The sequence below is a fragment of the Allobosea sp. GW823-FHT02B03 genome (assembly GCF_058797755.1).
In genome coordinates this window covers 889,247-905,901 of sequence record NZ_JBXAJY010000001.1, presented here as the reverse complement: position 1 = coordinate 905,901, position 16,655 = coordinate 889,247, and the positions used below count along the sequence as shown (strand labels likewise).

Sequence of the window (16,655 nt, the reverse complement as noted above, 5' to 3'; positions counted from 1 at the left end):
GTTCGCGCCGATGACCTCGACCTCGCCCGCCGACCTGCCCTTCATGGGGGCTTTCGCGACGCCCACCAGCGAGCAATGGCGCGGCGCCGTCGAGAAAGTGCTGAAAGGCGCCGATTTCGAGAAGAAACTGGTCGGGCGAACCGCCGACGGCATCCGCATCGAACCGCTTTATCCGGCAGCGACCGGCAGCGCGGCCCGGCCGCTCCGCCCGCAGCAGGGGCGCTGGCGCGTGGCGGCGCGGGTCGATCACCCGGAACCGGCCGAGGCCAACCGGTTGGCCCTGGCGGAGCTGGAAGGTGGCGCCGACTGCCTCAGCCTCTCCTTTGCAGGCGCCGCCGCGGCTCGCGGCTTCGGGCTCGCGGCGAAGACCGTCGCGGATCTCGACGCCGCGCTTTCCGGCGTGATGTTCGACCTCGTCCGGCTGCGGCTCGATCCGGCTCCGGGTGGCCGTCGCAATGCGCTGCTCCTGGCCGATCTCGTCGAGAGTCGCGGTCTTGCCGGCGATGCGGTCGAGATCGATTTCGGCATGGACCCGGTCGGCGCACTCGCCAGCTCCGGCACGCTTTCGGTTTTGCTGCCGGAGCTTGGGCAGCGCCTCGCCGAGACGATCGCGGCGCTGAAGGCGCGCGGCTTCCGCGGCCCCTTCCTCACCGCCGATGGCCGCCCCTGGCACGAGGCGGGCGCGAGCGAGGCGCAGGAACTCGGCGCCGTGCTCGCCACCGCCGTGACCTATCTGCGCCTGCTCGAGGCGCAGGGCATGCCGCTCACCGAAGCGCGCGGCGCGATCTCCTTCACGCTCGTCGCTGACACCGACGAATTCCTGACCGTCGCCAAGCTGCGCGCCGCGCGCCTGCTCTGGGACCGCGTCCAGCAAGCCTGCGGCCTCGATCCCAAGCCTGTTTTCATCCACGCCGAGACGGCGTGGCGCTCGCTGACCAGGCGCGATCCGCACGTCAACCTGCTGCGCGGCACGGTCGCCGGCTTTTCCGCGGGGGTTGGCGGCGCCGATTCGATCGGCATCCAGCCCTTCACCGCGGCGCTCGGCCTGCCCGATGGCTTCGCGAGGCGGGTGGCGCGCAACACCCAATTGATCCTGCTCGAAGAAGCCAATCTCTGGCGCGTCGCCGATCCGGCGGCCGGCGCCGGCGGGTTCGAAGCGCTGACGCTGGCGCTCTGCGAGCAGGGTTGGCGCAAGTTCCAGGATCTGGAGGCCGAAAGCGGCGACGGTGTCTCAGGGATCGTCGGCGCCCTCATCAACGGCCATGTCCAGGCCGGGCTGGCACGCGAGCGGGCAAACCGGGCCAAGGCGACAGCAACCCGCCGCGAACCGATCACGGGAACGAGCGAGTTCCCGAACCTTGCCGAAGGAGCGGTCGAGGTGCTGGCGCCCCCGCCGGATATCCGCCAGGCCGCGCCGGACGGCGATGCTGCGGTCCGGGTCGAGCCTCTGCCGAGCCTGCGCCTCGCCGAGCCCTATGAGGCGCTGCGGGCGCTGGCCGATATCGAAGCCGCCGCGGGCGCGCGACCGACCGTGTTCCTGGCGACGCTGGGCGGCATCGCCGCCTTCACCGCCCGTGCCGGGTTCGCCCGCAACCTGTTCGAGGCCGGCGGCATCGCCGCCCCTTCCGGCGACGGCTTCGCCAAAGCTGGCAAGACCGATATCGAGGCGCTCGTCGCAGCCTTCGAGGCCTCCGGAGCGAAGCTCGCCTGCCTCTGCGGCTCGGATGAGATTTACGCCGCCGAGGCGGCTGCCGTCGCGGCGCGCCTCAAGAGCGCTGGAGCGGCCGTCTGGCTGGCTGGACGCCCCGGTGAGCTGGAGCCGCCGCTGCGCGAAGCCGGCGTCGAGAACTTCGTCTTCGCCGGCACTGACGCGGTCGCGACCCTGCAGGATGCGCTCGCGATCACCACATCCACCGCAGACGCGGACAAGGAATGACCATGCCGATCGCGCTCACCATCGCTGGCTCGGATTCGAGCGGCGGGGCCGGAATCCAGGCCGATCTCAAGACCTTTGCGGCGCATCAGGTCTATGGCGCCAGCGTCATCGTCGCGCTCACCGCGCAGAATACGCAGGCCGTGCGGGCGATCCACCCGGTTCCGGCCGATTTCGTCGCGGCCCAGATCGATGCCGTCTTCGAGGATCTCGACGTCGCCGCGGTCAAAATCGGCATGCTCGCGACCGCGGAACTGATCGAGGCCGTCGCTGACGGGCTGGAGCGCCATGGCGCCCGCAACATCGTGCTCGATCCGGTGATGATCGCGGCTTCCGGCGGGCGTCTGCTGCAGGAGGATGCGATCGAGGCGCTGAAGCGTCGTCTCCTGCCGCTCGCCACCCTGGTAACCCCGAACCTGCCGGAGGCAGCCGCCTTGCTCGGCACCGCCATGGCCGAGACCGAGGAAGCTGCCGCTGAACAGGGCAGCGCGATCGCCTCGCTCGGCGCCGCCAATGTCCTGATCAAGGGTGGCCATGCCTCGGGGCAAGACAGCGTCGATGTCCTGGTTTCGAAGGGCGGTCAGCGCCAGCGCTTTGTCGCGCCGCGCATCGAGACCCTGAACACCCATGGCACCGGCTGCACGCTCTCCTCGGCGATCGCGTCCGGCCTCGCCCATGGCATCGAGCTGACGGAAGCCGTGACGCTGGCGAAGCGCTACATCTCGGCGGCGATCGCTGCCTCCGACGAGGTCCGGGTTGGCCATGGCCACGGACCGGTGCATCATTTCCACCATTGGTGGGACAGGACCGACGGGAGGGATTGATGAGCTTGATCCCGGATTTTTCGACGCTTGGCTTTGCTGATACGGCATCCAGGACCACCGCTGTGCCGGTCTCCGGCGACCTCTGGCAGACGCCGGAGGGGATTGCGGTGAAGCCGGTCTATACGGAAGCCGACCGCGCGGGGCTTGCCTTCGTCGACAGCCTGCCGGGCCTGCCGCCCTATCTGCGCGGGCCCTATCCGACGATGTATGTCAACCAGCCCTGGACGATCCGGCAATATGCCGGCTTCTCGACCGCCGAGGATTCGAACGCCTTCTACCGGAGGAACCTCGCCGCCGGGCAGAAGGGGCTCTCGGTCGCCTTCGATCTTGCCACCCATCGCGGCTATGACAGCGACCATCCGCGCGTCGGCGGCGATGTCGGCATGGCCGGCGTCGCGATCGATTCGATCTACGATATGCGCACGCTGTTCTCCGGCATCCCGCTCGGCGAGATGAGCGTGTCGATGACGATGAACGGCGCGGTGCTGCCGGTTCTGGCGCTCTACATCGTCGCGGCCGAAGAACAGGGCGTGCCGGCGGCCAAGCTCTCGGGGACCATCCAGAACGACATCCTCAAGGAGTTCATGGTCCGCAACACCTATATCTATCCGCCCGGCCCCTCGATGCGGATCATCGGCGACATCTTCGCCTACACCTCGGCCAACATGCCGAAGTTCAACTCGATCTCGATCTCCGGCTACCACATGCAGGAGGCCGGGGCGACGCAGGACCTCGAGCTCGGCTACACCCTCGCCGACGGCGTCGAGTATATCCGCGCCGGCCAGCGCGCCGGCCTCGGGGTCGACGTCTTCGCGCCGCGCCTCTCCTTCTTCTGGGCGATCGGGATGAACTTCTTCATGGAGGTCGCCAAGCTCAGGGCCGCAAGGCTGATCTGGGCGAAGCTCGTCAAGGACTTTGGCGCGCAGAACGAGAAGTCGCTCCCCTTGCGCACCCATTGCCAGACCTCGGGCTGGTCGCTGACGGCGCAGGACGTGTTCAACAACGTGCCGCGCACCATGATCGAGGCGATGGCGGCGACGCAGGGGCACACCCAGTCGCTGCACACCAACGCCCTCGACGAGGCGCTGGCGCTGCCAACCGACTTCTCCGCCCGCATCGCCCGCAACACCCAGATCCTGCTGCAGCAGGAGAGCGGCACGACCCGGATCATCGACCCCTGGGGCGGCTCCTATTATGTCGAGCGATTGACCGCCGAGCTTGCGGCAAAAGCCTGGGCCCACATCCAGGAAGTCGAGGCGCTCGGCGGCATGGCCAAGGCGATCGAGGCCGGCATCCCGAAGCTGCGGATCGAGGAGGCCGCCGCCAAGACGCAGGCGCGGATCGATGGCGGCCAGCAGGCGATCATCGGGGTCAACTGCTTCAAGCCCGACAACGAGGCGGCGATCGAGGTGCTCAAGGTTGACAATGCCGCGGTCCGGGCCCAGCAGCTCGACAAGCTGCGGCGGCTCAGGGCCGAGCGCAACGAGGCGCAGGTGCAGGCGGCGCTGGCGGCGCTGACCGAGGGTGCTGCGGGCGAGGCCAACCTCCTCGACCTCGCCGTCAAGGCGGCGCGGGCCAAGGCGACGGTCGGTGAGATCTCGATGGCGCTGGAGAAGGTCTTCGGGCGCCACAGGGCGGAGATCAAGGCGATCTCGGGGGTCTACAAGCGGGAGGTCGGCACGATGAACCCTGCGATCGCACGGGTGCAGGCGATGACCGAGGCCTTCGAGGAGGCGGATGGGCGCCGGCCGCGCATCCTCGTCGCCAAGATGGGCCAGGACGGGCATGATCGCGGCCAGAAGGTGATCGCCTCGGCCTTCGCCGATCTCGGCTTCGACGTCGATATCGGCCCGCTCTTCGCCACCCCGGACGAGGCGGCGCGCCAGGGCGTCGAGAACGACGTCCACATCATCGGCGTCTCCTCGCTCGCCGCCGGCCACCTGACCCTGGTGCCGGAGCTGAAGGCGGCGCTCGCCAAGGCCGGGCGCCCCGACATCATGATCGTGGTCGGCGGGGTGATCCCGCCGCAGGACTTCGAGACCCTGCGTGAGGCCGGCGCCAGCGCGATCTTCCCGCCCGGAACCGTCATCGCCGACGCCGCCGAAAAGCTCCTCGAAGAACTCAACCAGAAACTCGGATACGCCCAGAAATCAGCCGCAGAGTGAGGGGGAGAGCCAGCGCGGGTTCCACGCCGCGCCGGCTTTCGTCGCTAGCGCCAATCGCGTCCCTGATAGGGTCGGCCATAAAAGGCATCGTCGCGTCGCTCGTCGTTCCAGCGCTTCCAGCGGCGATAGCCCCAATAGCCGTGAAAGGCGGGCGGCGACGGGCGCCAGCCCGGCTCGCGCCGCTCATATTGCCGCTCGTACCGGTCATAGGCCTGGGCCACGCCGCCTCCGACGAGGCTCGACAGGGCGAGCGTCGCGCCGGCCAGCGCCAGCGAGGCGAAACCGGCGACGACGAATTTGCGGGGCATGTCGAAAAGTCCTGTGCCATGGCGGGAGACCTCTCCCGCTCTGGCCATGACCTTCGCAGCCTCGCCCTGAACCGGCCTTGAGGCCGGCGTTCACCCGCCGTTTAACCCTTCTCTCCGGCGAGCGCCTCGCGCTTGAGCAGCAGCGAGGCAGCGATCACCGCCACCGCGACCGCGCCGATCATGATCGTGCAGGCGGCATTGATCTCGGGCGAGACGCCGAGGCGGATCGCCGAATAGAGCCGCATCGGCAGCGTCGTCGCGCCCGGGCCACTGGTGAAGCTCGCGATCACGAGATCGTCGAGCGAGAGCGTGAAGGCGAGCATCCAGGCGGCGAGGACCGCCGGCCAGATCAAGGGCAGCGTTACGGTGAAGAAGGTCGTCACCGGCGTCGCCCCGAGATCGCGCGCCGCCTCCTCCAGCGACCGGTCGAAGCCGGCGAGCCGCGCCTGCACCACGATGCAGGCGAAGCCGAGGCTGAAGGTCGCGTGGGCGACGACTACGGTCCAGTAGCCGCGCTCGACATCGCCGGCGACGAAGAGCAGCAGCAGCGACAGGCCGGTGATCACCTCCGGCATGACAAGCGGCGCCAGCACCATGCCCGAGAACAGGGTGCGGCCGGCAAAGCTGCGATAGCGCGTCAGTGCCAGCGCCGCGAGCGTGCCGAGCCCGGCCGCCAGGGTCGCCGAGACCAGCGCGACGCGGATCGTCAGCCAGGCGGCATCGAGCAGCGGCTGGTTGTTGAACAGCGCGGCATACCAATGCGTCGAGAAGCCGCCCCAGACCGTGACCAGCCGCGAGGCGTTGAACGAATAGGCGATCAGCGCGACGATCGGCAGGTACAGGAAGGCGAAGCCGAGGACGAGCGCGGCGAGGTGGAAGCTGCCGAAGCGCCTCATCGCGCCGCCCTCCCCGCGCGCTGCAGCAGCACGAGCGGCAGCACCAGCACGATCAGCAGCACGATCGCCACCGCCGAGGCCAGCGGCCAGTCGCGGTTGGAGAAAAACTCGCTCCAGAGCACCTTGCCGACCATCAGCGTATCGGGCCCGCCGAGCAGATCGGGGATGACGAACTCGCCTATCGCCGGGATGAAGACCAGCGCCGAGCCGGCGAGGATGCCCGGCAGCGAGAGCGGCAGGGTAACCGTGCGGAAAATGGTGAGTGGCGTCGCGCCGAGATCGGCGGCCGCCTCGACCAGCGTGCCGTCGAGCTTCTGCAAGGTGGTGTAGAGCGGCAGCACCATGAAGGGCAGGTAGGAATAGACCATGCCGATCAGCACCGCGGTGTCGGTGTTGAGCAGGCGCAGCGGCGCAGCTGTCAGCCCGAGCCAGCCCAGCGCCATGTCGAGCAGCCCCTCCGGCCGCAATATGCCGATCCAGGCGTAGACGCGGATCAGGAAGGAGGTCCAGAACGGCAGGATGACGAGCAGCAGCAGGATGCCCTGCCAGCGCTTCGGCGCCATCGCCATCGCATAGGCCAGGGGATAGCCGAGCGCGAGGGCGATCAGCGTGGTCAGGCCGGCGATGCGCAGCGAGGAGAGATAGCTCTGCCAATAGAGCGCGTCCTCGCCGAGCAGGCGGAAATTCTCGAAATCGAGGCCGGCGAAGAATTCGCCAAGTGCGTCGAAGCCAAGAAAATGCGGCGCATAGGGCGGCTGATCGGTCGCAGCGTCCGAGAGCGCGATCCGCAGCACGATGAGGAAGGGCGCCAGGAAGAAGGCGAGCAACCAGAGATAGGGAATCGCGGCGACGAGCAGCCCGCGCCCGCCGGCCGCTCGGGGAACCGGGCCGCTCACGATGCCAGCACCATTCCGGCTTCGACATCCCAGGACAGCCAGACCCTGTCTTCCCAGGCGAAGGGGCGCTCGATGCGCCGGGTGCGGTTGGTCAGCGAGACCTTGAGCAATTTGCCCTCGTCGCCGCCGACCATCACCTGGATCATGGTCATGTCGCCGAGATAGCCGATATCCCAGATCTCGCCGGCGACCTTGTTCACCGCCTGCGGCGGCTCCTCATGGCTGAGCGCGATCTTCTCGGGCCGCAGGCCAACGGCGAGCGCATCGCCCGGCTTGCAGGAGGGCGCATCCTCGTCGAGCTCGATCGTGCCGGCATGCTCGTTCGCGAGCGTGACGAGATCCCCTTCAACCGCAGTCACCCTGCCCTCGATCAGGTTGATGTCGCCGACGAACTCGGCGACGAAACGATTGGCCGGCGCCTCGTAGATCAAATCGGGCGGCGCAATCTGGAGCAGCCGGCCATGATCCATCACGGCCATGCGGTCGGCCATGGTCATGGCTTCGTCCTGGTCGTGCGTCACCACCATGAAGGTCAGGCCGAGATCGGCCTGGAGGTCCATCAGCTCGTATTGCGTCGCCTCGCGCAGCTTCTTGTCGAGCGCGCCCAAGGGCTCGTCGAGCAGAAGCAGCTTGGGCTGCTTGACGAGGGCACGAGCCAACGCGACGCGCTGGCGCTGGCCGCCCGACAGCTGGTCCGGCCGCCTGCCCTCGAAACCGTTCAGCCGGACGCGCTTCAGCATCGCGTCCACCCGCTCGCGCAGCTGCGCCTTCGGCAGCCCTTCGCGCTTCAGCCCGTAGGCGATGTTGTCGCCGACCGAGAGATGCGGGAACAGCGCATAGGACTGAAACATCATGTTCACCGGCCGCTGATGGGGCGGCACGGTGGTGATGTCGACGCCGTCGAGCAGAATCTCGCCCTCGTCCGGCTGCTCGAAGCCGGCGAGCATGCGCATCAGCGTGGTCTTGCCGCAGCCCGACGGCCCGAGCAGCGCGAAGAATTCGCGTGCATGGATCGAAAGCGAAAGCGCATCGACCGCGGTCACCTTGCCGAAGCGCTTGGTGACATTGCGGAACTCGACCAGCGGCTTCGCCGCCGGGTCGTTCCAGGGCTGGAAGTCGCGACGGACGCTGCCTGGCGAGGCGCGCCGCGTCGCGGCGCCGGATGGCGCGTTCACCGCCCGCTCTTGACGCGGGTCCAGAGGCGGTTGACCACCCGCTGCGTCTTCTGGTCGTAAGGGGTGATCGTGTAGAGGCGCGCCATCACGGCATCCGGCGGGTAGATGCCGGGATTATCGCGCACCGCCGCCGAGAGCAGCGGCTTCGAGGCGATGTTGCCGTTGGCGTACTGGATGAAGTCCGAGTTCTTCGCCGCCATTTCCGGCCGGTTGACGAAGTCGATGAACTTCAGCGCCGCCTCCTGATTGGCCGCGTCCTTCGGGATGACGAAGGAATCGAACCACATCAGCGCGCCTTCCTTCGGGATCGCATAGGCGATCTCGACCTTGTTCTTGGCTTCCTCGGCGCGCTTCTTGGCCTGCAGGATGTCGCCGGAATAGCCGACGGCCAGGCAGATATCGCCATTGGCGAGCGCGTTGATGTACTCGGAGGAGTGGAACTTCTGGATATGCGGGCGCATCTTGCGCAGCAATTCGCCGGCCTTGTTGAGGTCGGCCTCCTTCTTGGAGTCGGGATCGAGCCCGAGATAGCGCAGCGCCGCCGGGAACATCTCCTCGACCGCGTCGAGCACGTGCACGCCGCAATTGGAGAGCTTCTTCAGCTTCTCGGCGTCGAACAGGATGCTCCAGGAATCGATCACCGCATCGGGGCCGAGCCGTTCCTTGATCTTGGCGACGTTGTAGCCGATCCCGGTCGTGCCCCACATGTAGTTCACGGCGAACTTGTTGCCGGGGTCGTATTTCGAGAGCCGCTGCTGGATTTCCGGCCAGGCATTCTTAAGATTCGGCACTTTGGCGGTGTCGACCGGCGTGTAGAGGCCCAGCGGAATGTGCCGCGGCAGGAAGGAGGCCGTGACGACGACGAGATCATAGCCGGTCTTGCCGGCCAGAAGCTTGGTCTCGACCGTCTCCATCTGGTCGAAGGTGTCGTAGACGACCGTGATGCCGGTCTCTTTCTTGAAGGCGTCGAGCACCTCCGGATTGACGTAGTCGGACCAGTTGTAGATGCGCAGTTCCTTGTCCTGCGCCTGGGCCGGGGTTCCCGCGAGAAGGGCGAGCCCGAGGGCCGCACCGGTCGCGAAGCGTTTTAGAACCGACGTCAATTCACTCAATCTGCCCCTCCTCACGGACATGCTGTGGTAGCGCCGGCAAGCTATCAGCTTGTCTGAAACGCTCAACCTCGATTTCGTGATCTTGGCGCGGAGACCACAGCTTGCGAGGCGCAGGCTCGGCCCTATTTTCTACCGGCGCATGACACGACGTTTTCTCCTCCTCTTTTCCGTGCTTTTCCTGCTGCCGCTCGCCAGCCATGCGGCCTGGTGGTCCTGGCAGCCCCTGGCCGCCGAGTGGCGCCGGGCCGACTGGTCGAGCGCCGCCCTCCTGCCGGCCGCCGCGATCGAGCCCGAGGCGACGGTGCACGTCTTCGCGGCGCGGGTCGGCCGCTGGCGCGGCGTCTTCGCGCATCACTCCTGGGTGGTGGTGAAGGAGGCCGGCGCGCAGGCCTATACCCGCTTCGACGTGGTTGGCTGGGGAAATCCCGTGCGCGTCAACCATCGCGAGGCCGATGGGCGCTGGTTCGGCAATGCCCCTGAGCTCGTCGCCGAGGTGAAGGGCGAGGCCGCGGCAGCGCTGATCCCGCGCATCCGTGAAGCCGTGAAGAGCTACAGCTACAGCGAATACGGCACCTACGCCGCCTGGCCGGGACCGAACTCGAACAGCTTCGTCCAGCACGTGCTGGCGGAGGTTCCGGAGCTCGGCCACGCCCTGCCGCCGACCGCGATCGGCAAGGACTGGCGCGAAAGCGGCCTCTACGCCGGCCTGACGCCGAGCCGCACCGGGATACAGGCCTCGCTCTACGGGCTCGCCGGCATCTCGCTCGGCTGGGTCGAGGGCATCGAGATCAACCTGCTCGGCCTCGTCGCCGGCCTCGACCTGCGCCAGCCGGCGCTGAAGCTGCCGGGCTGGGGCCGGGTGGCATTCTAGAGGCCCCCCGAAGGTCTCGCGATCTGAATGCGGGTCGTCCCGGGCGACCGCAGGGAGGCCCGGGACCCATGCCGGAACTTTGCCGAGGAAGGTTCAGGCATGGGTCCCGGCTCCGCGCCGCTATGCGGCTTCGGCCGGAACGACACAGCCTTCAAACCCACGTAGCAAATTAGTTCCGCAGCACCAGGCAGGCGCCGCCCGCCTGCCGCAGGCGGTTGCAGGTCACGGTGGCCTCGCGCAGGCTCTGGGCCGGCAGCCTGACGCGGTAGTAGCGCGCCCTGCCCCGCCCCGGCACCGCCGAGCCCAGCACCATGGTCGGTTTGCCGGCGAGCAGAGAAGCGAAACGGGCGACGACGCGTTGATAGGAGGCGATGGCGCGGGCCTTCGAAGGATTGCCGGAGAGCTGCACGCCGAACGGGCCATAGGCGCCCTCGACGAGGACGGCTGGCGCCGTGGTCCGGATCGAGGCGACCGCCGTCAGGCAGTCTGTTTCCTGCGTGGTCGCCGGCGGAGGCGCTTCACCGGGGCCGAGGCGCCATTCCTCGACCGAACGGCCGGTGATGAAGCGGACATAGGCCTGCGTCTCGTAGGGCAGCGTGCCGCCACGGGCGACCCAGCGGGCGAGCCGGTTGGGGCCGCCATTATAGGCGGCAGCGGCGAGGCCGAGATTGCCGAACTGCGCCTTCAGCGCCGACAGGAAGGCGGCCGAATGCGGGATCGCCGCCTCCGGGTCGAAAGGGTCGGCAAGGCCGCGCTCGTTCGCAGTCCCCGGCATGAACTGGGCGATGCCCTGCGCGCCGGCCGGGCTCGTGACATGCGGCCGGAAGCTGCTTTCGCGCCAGATCAGCCGGGTGAAGAAGGCGACGGGCAGCTCGTGCTGCTTCGCCGCCCCCTCGATCAGGCGGCAGATGGTCTGCGCCACACTCTCCTGCTGGGGTTCGGCGAGCGCCGGGCCGCAGGACAGCGCCACGGCGAATGCCGCCGCGACCACAGCGCAACCGCTCACCCTTGTCAGAATCCGCCTGGCGATTCTCATGGCCCTCATCCTGAGGAGCCATTCCGTAAGGAATGGTGTCTCGAAGGATGCTCCAAGAGGCTGCGGAACCTTCTGGAGCATCCTTCGAGACGCAAGCGAAGCTTGCTCCTCAGGATGAGGGCTGTGTTTCCAGGCAGTTCGTCACGCAGCTTCCAGCGCCTGGGCGAGATCGGAGATCAGGTCCTCGATATTCTCGATGCCGACCGAGATCCGGATCAGCGCATCGGTGAGGCCGATCTCCTCGCGCATTTCGCGGGCGACGCCGGAATGCGTCATCGCAGCGGGATGCGAGACCAGCGTCTCGGTGCCGCCGAGGCTGACCGCGAGCTTCATGATCTGGAGATTGTCGAGAACCGCGAAGGCCTCCTTCTCGCCCCCTTTCACGTCGAAGGCGAAGGTCGAGCCGGGCTGGCTGCACTGCCGGTCGAACACGGCCTTGCGCGGATCGCCCTCCTTGAGATTGCCGAGATAGTGCACCTTGGCGATCTTGGGATGGTTCAGCAGGTACTCCGCGACCTTGCGGCCGTTCTCATTGGCCCGGTGCATGCGGATGTCGAGGGTCTCCAGCGAGCGCATCAGCATCCAGCAGGAGTTCGGGTCGAGCTGCGTGCCGAGCGAGCCGCGCCAGGCCTTGACCTGCCGCACCAGCGCTTCCGAGCCGCTGATCGAGCCGCCGACGAGATCGCTGTGGCCGCCGACATACTTGGTCAGCGAGAGCAGCGAGAGGTCGGCGCCATGCTTCAACGGCTTCTGGAAGATCGGTCCGAGCATGGTGTTGTCGACCACGACCGGCGGGCGATGACCCTGTGATTTCTCCAGCTCGTCAGCGATGGCCTTGCAAGCCGAGAGATCGACCAGACCGTTGGTCGGGTTGGCCGGCGTCTCGACCAGGATCATCGCCACCCGCCCCTTGGCCGCAGCGGCCTTGGCGACAGCACGCATCTGGGTCACATCGACGCCGTCGGTGAAGCCGAAAGGCGTGACGCCGAAGGCTCCCATCTGGTTCTTCAGCAGCGTCTCCGTGCCGCCATAGAGCGGGCGGCTGTGGATGATCGTGTCGCCCGGCCGCAGGAAGGCGAAGCAGGTGGTCGCGATCGCCGCCATGCCGCTGGCGAAGACCGCGCATTTCTCGGCCTCGTCCCAGATCGCCAGGCGATCCTCGAGGATCTCCATGTTGGGATGGTTGAACCGCGAATAGACCAGGCCCGATTTCTCGCCCGGCTTGAGCTGGCGGCGGCCGGCGGTCAGGTCGAAGAAGTCCTTGCCCTGCTGGGCGTTCTCGAAAACGAAGGTCGAGGTCAGGAAGACCGGCGGCTTGAGCGAGCCCTCGGACATGGCCGGCGAATAGCCGAAGCCCATCATCAGGGTCTCGGGGTGGAGCTTTCGATTGGCGATCCGGTCCTTGTGGTAGTCGTCCTGGCTCATGATCCGCCTCCGTTGCCGGTGCACCGCACCGCTTTCGTGGCGTCAGCCTATGACGATCCGGGCGCCATTGCATGAACGATCATCGGCATTCTAAGGATCAGTTGAGCACGATTCCGCTCATCATCCTTCCACATGGAGCAGATCATGCTCGACAGCACCGACCGCCGCATGCTCGCCCTGCTGCAGGAGGACGGCCGCATCACCAATCACGATCTGTCGCAGAGGGTCGGGCTGTCGCCGACGCCCTGCCTGCGCCGGCTGAAGCGGCTGGAAGAGAGCGGCGTGATCAAGGGCTATTCGGCAATCGTCGACCCCAAGGCCTATGGCCTGCCCTTCAGCGTCTTCGTCTCGGTCCGCCTCAGCCAGCAGACCCAGGAGCACATCGCCGAGTTCGAGAAGGCGGTCGAAAGCTGGCCGGAAGTCGCCGAATGCTACCTGATGACCGGCTCGCAGGACTATCTGCTGCGCGTGCTGACCGACGGCATCGAGGGCTATGAGCGCTTCCTGAAACTGAAGGTGACGCGGCTGAAATGCATCCAGTCGGTCGAGTCGAACTTCGCGCTGGCGACGATCAAGAAGCGGGTCGGCCTGCCGCCGCTCTGACGCTTACGAGCCGGCGCGGTCGATGGCGCGCCTGACCACCTGCGTGACCTCGCTGTCGGAGAGGAAGAGATCGTGGCGGAGCATGCTCCAGCCGCGGCCGGCCGTGTCGGCGACCCGCACGCCGAGGCGGTCGAGCCGCTCCCGATCGGCCGCGCCAGCGCGGGCGACACCGCCGGCGATGCGCGAGGAGACGGCGAGCGCCCTGTCGCCGGGGTCGATGATCACGGTCATGCGCCGGGCGATCGGTCCGAGCTTCGAGACGGTCTGCTCGAAGGCGTCGATGTCGATATCGGGCGAAGCGAAGACGACGGAGCCGATCCGTTCCGAGAAGCCCGGCAGGTCGCGCAGCTCGCGCAGGCCTTCCAGCGCCAGAAAGGTCCCCATCGAATGCGCGACGATATGGACGCGGCCGGCGATCGGGTTGTCGACCAGCGCCTTCAGCGCCTGGACGAAGCCGTCGCGCGACCAGAGCGCGCTCTCGCGGTCATAGGCGTAGGCGAGCAGGCCGCCGCCGGACGGCCAGGTGAAGAGCGCGGTGCGGCCATCGAAGGCGAGGCTGTGCGAGAGCTGGCCGGCGCTGCGGGCGGATGATTCGAAGGTTTCGTTGTAGCCGTGCACGTAGAGCAGCACGTCGCGGCCATTGGCGGCTTCCGCGAAGGCGCGCGCCGCATCGCCCGAATTGCGCCGCTGGACACCGAGCACCGCCCAGTCGCCGCTGACGACGGAGCTGACCTGCGCCGCGACGCCGCGACCCGGCGCCGACAACCGCGCCTCGGCGAAGACCAGCCCGCTGCCGCGTTCCGAGCCGAAATAGGGCGGCCGATCGCCGGTCGGCTTGCGCGTCGTGGCGACGAGCAGTTGCGGCTCCTTGCCGAAGGTCGATGCATCGGCCGGGCCGGTGAACGGCGAAACCATGGCTTCGCTCTGGACGCAGGAGGCAAGCGCAGGCCCGAGCAGGGCAAGGGCGGCGAAGGAACGACGAGACAGGGCAGGCCGCGAGGCGGACATGGACAATTCCGGAGCTGGGGAGCGCGGGGCCTTTTGAGCCGGCTGGCCTTAAAGCCAAATCAACGCGGCCAGAATGCGGCGCGGCGGGGGCCGGTCAGCGGCCGGCGATGGCGGAGGGCGCCGTGACCACGAGCTCGACGGTCGATCCGAAAGTCCCGACCACTCCGCCGGCAATGTCGCCCAGCCGGTCGCCGAAGCCCGGTCCGGCGACGGCGATTCCCTTGTCGGCCTGGAGGCGGCGGCCGATCAATTGCACGACCTTGGGCGAGGCCGCGAACTTGCCGTGGTTGAGCTGGTCGCTGGTCGAGATCTCCGAGAGATCGATGATATGGGCGCCACGTTTTTCGAGATCGGCGACGATCTCGGTGTCCTTGGCCGAGATCGCGCCCAGCCGGGTCTTGTCGCCGGCGAAGCGCCGCGAGAAGGCGAGCGCACGGTCGTCGGCGGAGACAAAGACGGTGACGTCGCGCTTGATCTCGTCGATCTGCGTCTTGAACACGTCGAGATCGATGTCGGGGGCCGCCAGCATGACATTGCGCAGCTTCCCGCCGAAATTGCCGTCGCCCCGGATCGCGGCCTGCCGGAGGGCTTCGAGAGTTACCAGCGTGCCCATGGAATGGGCGAGGATGTCGACCCGGCTCGCCCCGAGATCGCGCGAGATGCCCCGCAGGGCCGCCTCGAGGAAGTCGCGCGAATAGAAGGCACTCTCGCGATCATAGGGGTATTGCAGCAGCTCGCCGCGCGAGGGCCAGGTGAACAGCACCGCCACGCCCTTGAAGCCGGCATCGTGGACGATTTGGGCGAAGCGATAGGAGGCGTCGGCGAAATTGGTGTTGTAGCCATGGACGAAGACGAGCACGTCGCGGTCGACCGGCTTGCGCTTGGCGAGCTCGGCGCGAACCTGCGCAGTGATCGGGTCACGCTCCAGCGCAGTCACCTTGCTGACCGCGAAATGCAGCGAGGGATCGGCCTTCGCGCCGACGGCGGGAAGTTCGAGCTCACCGGGCTTGTGAGCCCGCGGCACCGTCATGTCGAGCCGCGCGAAGGACAGCGTCGCGGCCCGCTCGCCGGTGAAATAGCTCGGCTTTTCGGCCGGCGCCCGCGTGGTCGCGACGAAGATCGGGAAGCTGGCGACGGTGTCCCCCTGCGCCGTGTCGGCGAGGACCAGGGTACGCGGCGTGGTGCCGCAGGCGCCGAGCGCGAGCGGGGCTAGCAAGGCCAGCACGATCAACCGAAACCGGGACAACAGGCGGCACTCCAACAACCGACGACTCGTCCCATCGCCGTGCCCGCGGAGCAAGTGCCGCCAGGACACAGGCCTCCGACAATCGCGCCCTTCCGCCGCGGCCATGCTCTTGCTACCAGCAGGGGATGATCGACCTGGACGCGCTCGGCAATGCGATTCTGGCGGGCGAGCGCGCCGCGCTGGCGCGGGCCATCACGCTGGCGGAGAGCCGCCGCGCCGACCATCGCGAGTTGGCGCAGGCCCTGCTGCAAAGGCTCCTGCCGCATTCCGGCAAGGCCATCCGCGTCGGCATCACCGGCGTCCCCGGTGTCGGCAAGTCGACGACGATCGACGCGCTCGGCTCCTATCTGACCGGGCTCGGCCACAAGGTCGCTGTGCTGGCCGTCGACCCGTCCTCGACCCGCACCGGCGGCTCGATTCTCGGCGACAAGACGCGGATGGCGCGGCTCGCGGTCGATCCCAACGCCTATATCCGCCCGTCCCCCTCCTCCGGCACGTTAGGGGGCGTCGCCGCCAAGACGCGCGAGACCATGCTGCTCTGCGAAGCGGCGGGCTTCGACGTGGTGCTGGTCGAGACCGTCGGCGTCGGCCAGTCGGAGACGGCTGTCGCCGACCTCACCGATTTCTTCCTGGTGCTGATGCTGCCCAATGCCGGCGACGAATTGCAGGGCATCAAGAAGGGCATCATCGAGCTCGCCGACATGATCGCGGTCAACAAGGCGGACGGTGCGGGCGCAACCGCGGCGCGTGCCGCTGCCGCCCAGTACAAGGCGGCGCTGCACATCCTGGCACCGGCCTCGGCGCTCTGGTCGACGCCGGTCGTGACCATTTCCGGGCTGACCGGCGACGGGCTCGACGCGCTCTGGGCGAAGATCGAGGACCACCGTGCCCGCTTCGAGGCCAAGGGGCTGATCGTCGAGAAGCGCCGCCAGCAGGACGTCAAATGGATGTGGGCGATGGTTCAGGACCGGCTCCAGGCCAGGCTGCGGCACGATCCGGCGCTGAAGGCCCGCACGCCGAAGCTCGAAGCCGCCGTGGCGAGCGGAGAAACGACGCCGACACTCGCCGCGGATGAGATCGCCCGGGCGCTCGGCCTGTAAAGGCAGCATCCAGCACGGACCTGCTCGCCAGCCTCGGACAGCCGGACGCGAGACGGC

15 protein-coding genes are annotated in these 16,655 nt (G+C 67.8%); 6 read left to right on the top strand and 9 right to left on the bottom strand.

The genetic code is table 11. The features are described 5' to 3' along the window. Positions 1 to 10: 10 nt before the first annotated feature. From AC1REK_RS04165 to scpA, 3 genes are read left to right on the top strand one after another with little or no spacing between them, the layout of a single operon-like run. Positions 11 to 1,936: a methylmalonyl-CoA mutase family protein gene (locus tag AC1REK_RS04165; protein ID WP_492267079.1), complete on the top strand. Its 1,926-nt coding sequence runs from the start codon at positions 11 to 13 to the stop codon at positions 1,934 to 1,936. Further along, the gene (thiD, locus tag AC1REK_RS04160) at positions 1,933 to 2,757 is read left to right on the top strand and encodes a bifunctional hydroxymethylpyrimidine kinase/phosphomethylpyrimidine kinase (protein WP_492267080.1); all 825 of its coding nucleotides are present in this window, start codon (positions 1,933 to 1,935) and stop codon (positions 2,755 to 2,757) included. The genes AC1REK_RS04165 and thiD overlap by 4 nt, the downstream gene beginning before the upstream one ends. Further along, positions 2,757 to 4,922 carry a methylmalonyl-CoA mutase gene (scpA, locus tag AC1REK_RS04155; protein WP_492267081.1) on the top strand — a complete coding sequence of 722 codons (2,166 nt, stop codon included), beginning with the start codon at positions 2,757 to 2,759 and terminating at the stop codon, positions 4,920 to 4,922. The genes thiD and scpA overlap by 1 nt, the downstream gene beginning before the upstream one ends. A gap of 44 nt (positions 4,923 to 4,966) precedes the next feature. Here scpA and AC1REK_RS04150 read toward each other — a convergent pair whose 3' ends face one another. The 5 genes from AC1REK_RS04150 to AC1REK_RS04130 form a co-directional block, all read right to left on the bottom strand. Then, the gene (locus AC1REK_RS04150) at positions 4,967 to 5,230 is read right to left on the bottom strand and encodes a hypothetical protein (RefSeq protein WP_492267082.1); all 264 of its coding nucleotides are present in this window, start codon (positions 5,228 to 5,230) and stop codon (positions 4,967 to 4,969) included. A 101-nt stretch (positions 5,231 to 5,331) separates the two neighbouring features. After that, positions 5,332 to 6,126, bottom strand: a complete 795-nt coding sequence (locus AC1REK_RS04145) for an ABC transporter permease (protein WP_492267083.1) — start codon at positions 6,124 to 6,126, stop codon at positions 5,332 to 5,334. Then, complete coding sequence (locus tag AC1REK_RS04140; protein ID WP_327524851.1) at positions 6,123 to 7,022, bottom strand: ABC transporter permease; 900 nt, start codon at positions 7,020 to 7,022, stop codon at positions 6,123 to 6,125. The genes AC1REK_RS04145 and AC1REK_RS04140 overlap by 4 nt, the downstream gene beginning before the upstream one ends. Further along, positions 7,019 to 8,197, bottom strand: a complete 1,179-nt coding sequence (locus AC1REK_RS04135) for an ABC transporter ATP-binding protein (RefSeq protein ID WP_492267084.1) — start codon at positions 8,195 to 8,197, stop codon at positions 7,019 to 7,021. The genes AC1REK_RS04140 and AC1REK_RS04135 overlap by 4 nt, the downstream gene beginning before the upstream one ends. Continuing rightward, the gene (locus AC1REK_RS04130) at positions 8,194 to 9,300 is read right to left on the bottom strand and encodes a polyamine ABC transporter substrate-binding protein (RefSeq protein WP_316020548.1); all 1,107 of its coding nucleotides are present in this window, start codon (positions 9,298 to 9,300) and stop codon (positions 8,194 to 8,196) included. The genes AC1REK_RS04135 and AC1REK_RS04130 overlap by 4 nt, the downstream gene beginning before the upstream one ends. Positions 9,301 to 9,448: 148 nt before the next feature. Here AC1REK_RS04130 and AC1REK_RS04125 point away from each other — a divergent pair, with 148 nt between their 5' ends. Then, positions 9,449 to 10,180, top strand: coding sequence for a DUF3750 domain-containing protein (locus tag AC1REK_RS04125; RefSeq protein WP_492267085.1), 732 nt, complete (start codon positions 9,449 to 9,451; stop codon positions 10,178 to 10,180). A 169-nt stretch (positions 10,181 to 10,349) separates the two neighbouring features. On the opposite strand, the gene AC1REK_RS04120 is transcribed toward AC1REK_RS04125, so the two are convergent. Next, complete coding sequence (locus tag AC1REK_RS04120; RefSeq protein WP_327524854.1) at positions 10,350 to 11,186, bottom strand: lytic transglycosylase domain-containing protein; 837 nt, start codon at positions 11,184 to 11,186, stop codon at positions 10,350 to 10,352. A gap of 171 nt (positions 11,187 to 11,357) precedes the next feature. Continuing rightward, positions 11,358 to 12,641, bottom strand: a complete 1,284-nt coding sequence (locus tag AC1REK_RS04115; RefSeq protein ID WP_316020523.1) for a cystathionine gamma-synthase family protein — start codon at positions 12,639 to 12,641, stop codon at positions 11,358 to 11,360. Positions 12,642 to 12,773: 132 nt separating this feature from the next. Between AC1REK_RS04115 and AC1REK_RS04110 the strand changes: the two genes are divergently transcribed. Continuing rightward, entirely contained in the window at positions 12,774 to 13,244 is a 471-nt protein-coding gene (locus AC1REK_RS04110) for an Lrp/AsnC family transcriptional regulator (protein ID WP_316020524.1), read from the top strand. A gap of 3 nt (positions 13,245 to 13,247) precedes the next feature. Here AC1REK_RS04110 and AC1REK_RS04105 read toward each other — a convergent pair whose 3' ends face one another. Together AC1REK_RS04105 and AC1REK_RS04100 are read right to left on the bottom strand one after the other, a co-directional pair. Then, positions 13,248 to 14,252 (bottom strand): alpha/beta hydrolase, encoded by a 1,005-nt coding sequence (locus tag AC1REK_RS04105; RefSeq protein ID WP_327524855.1) that lies wholly within the window; start codon positions 14,250 to 14,252, stop codon positions 13,248 to 13,250. Between the two features lie 94 nt (positions 14,253 to 14,346). Beyond that, positions 14,347 to 15,498, bottom strand: a complete 1,152-nt coding sequence (locus AC1REK_RS04100; protein WP_492267086.1) for an alpha/beta hydrolase — start codon at positions 15,496 to 15,498, stop codon at positions 14,347 to 14,349. A 125-nt stretch (positions 15,499 to 15,623) separates the two neighbouring features. Here AC1REK_RS04100 and meaB point away from each other — a divergent pair, with 125 nt between their 5' ends. After that, the gene (meaB, locus tag AC1REK_RS04095) at positions 15,624 to 16,598 is read left to right on the top strand and encodes a methylmalonyl Co-A mutase-associated GTPase MeaB (RefSeq protein ID WP_492267087.1); all 975 of its coding nucleotides are present in this window, start codon (positions 15,624 to 15,626) and stop codon (positions 16,596 to 16,598) included. The last annotated feature ends 57 nt before the right edge of the window (positions 16,599 to 16,655 follow it).